The sequence below is a fragment of the Petrotoga halophila DSM 16923 genome, assembly GCF_002924615.1.
In genome coordinates this window covers 1-1,609 of the sequence record NZ_JALY01000076.1, presented here as the reverse complement: position 1 = coordinate 1,609, position 1,609 = coordinate 1, and the positions used below count along the sequence as shown (strand labels likewise).

Genomic DNA, 1,609 nt, shown 5'->3' with positions numbered 1-1,609 from the left:
TTTAGCTTTTATATGGTTGTTCATGCTTAATTCTTCGGCTATTATTACAAAGGCAGGGTCGTATTCTTTTGTCCTTTTTATAATTTCATCTTCAAGTTCATCAGGTAGAGCGTGACCCATGTCCAACCTAGCACCATCTATACCGAAATTTTTTTGATAGAATGGGATAATATTTGCTATTAGGTTCCAAAGTTCGGAATTCTTTTCTTTCCCTGGGAACAAACTTGATTTAACTACGTCGAAGAGCACATAAGGAGGTTGATTTGTCTCGTCTATATATTTTAGAGCTTCTTCTGGATGAGAAAGATAGAGTCTTAAGAAAGTGACATCTTCCCATGCCGGTTGGGGATCATTTATCCAATCTGAAAATCCTGGAACGGTTATTACTTTAAACTCTCTTGCTATTTCATCCAAAAAATCTGGGTTGTCTTTATTTAGTTTTATAAAATTTTCCCATTTTTGTGGGTTCTGAGTTTTTGGATCCCATCTAAATTTTTTAAGATGATTTTTGACTTGTTCGTCATTGTACACAATTTTTAAATTTTCTTTGCTCGGTTGAACAAATCCCAGACCTTCAACTTTAGGGGGTGCAAAACCGTTCATTTCGTCTATATCTATCCAATAGAACCATTCGGGATGTTCTAAAATAAGGTCATTGTCCCTTGATCCTGTTCTTGGTACAAAATCCAACAAGACTCTCATTCCAGCCATATGAGCGGCTTCGACAAAAGCTCCAAATTCTTCATTAGGGGTGAATTCATTTTCCAAAAGTGTGTCGTGATAATCTTTTTCTACAGAGAAGAAATCTTTAACTGCATAAGGCGAACCAACTTCACCTTTTTTAAATTTACTGCTGGCTTGAGTTATTGGAAGTAAGTATATACTATCGACTTTGTACGTAGAAAAATAAGGGATTAACATCAACATTTTTAGGAATGTACCCGATTCAGTATAACCTTTTTCATCTATTGGAACGAATAAAGTAGTTTGATCATGAACATATGCAGCTGTAGCTCTTACGTGAGCAGAATAAAGTATGCTCGTTCTTATCCAATCAGGTTCTTTAACATTTTTAATGAAAGAAAGGGGTTTGCTGTAATCCACATCTTTTCCAGCATTTTTTAATAGATTATCGATTATGTTGGATATAAACTCATAGGGATTAACAAAAAATTTCCTCCCAGCTAGTTTAACTTTACCGGTATAATTAGGTGGCATCCATCTTTTCGGTATTGCATAATCGTCTTTACCCTGTGAGATTTTACTTTGTAAGTATTTATTAAGTTCAGATAGAATAGGCATCTTTTACTTCCCTCCTCATATAAAAATTGGCGGAGGCGGTGGGACTCGAACCCACAAGGGGATAAACCCCACCGGTTTTCGAGACCGGCCCCTTAGCCAATTCGGTGCACGCCTCCACAAGTTATTGTAAATTATTTAACTCTTTATTTAATAAGGCCCAACCCTTGTAGATACTTTCTGGCAACAATTTCTGGTTCTAAACCTTCAAAATCAACCAAGTAGTTCAGCCTTATAATTATATCCTCATTTAAATACAATGTCAATGGTTTTAAAATTTCTCTTATTTTAGGGTATTCATCTATTATTT

The 1,609-nt window shown here is 35.4% G+C and carries 1 protein-coding gene, 1 tRNA gene and 1 pseudogene; all 3 read right to left on the bottom strand.

The window, feature by feature from the left end; genetic code table 11:
• Positions 1-1,302 (bottom strand): annotated as a pseudogene (locus AA81_RS03415) (maltodextrin glycosyltransferase); the annotation flags it as partial.
• Between the two features lie 27 nt (positions 1,303-1,329).
• A tRNA-Ser gene (locus tag AA81_RS03410) sits at positions 1,330-1,418 on the bottom strand.
• A gap of 27 nt (positions 1,419-1,445) precedes the next feature.
• On the bottom strand, positions 1,446-1,604 hold the full coding sequence (locus AA81_RS03405) for a glycine betaine ABC transporter substrate-binding protein (RefSeq protein ID WP_281256288.1): 159 nt from the start codon (positions 1,602-1,604) through the stop codon (positions 1,446-1,448).
• Between the last annotated feature and the right edge of the window lie 5 nt (positions 1,605-1,609).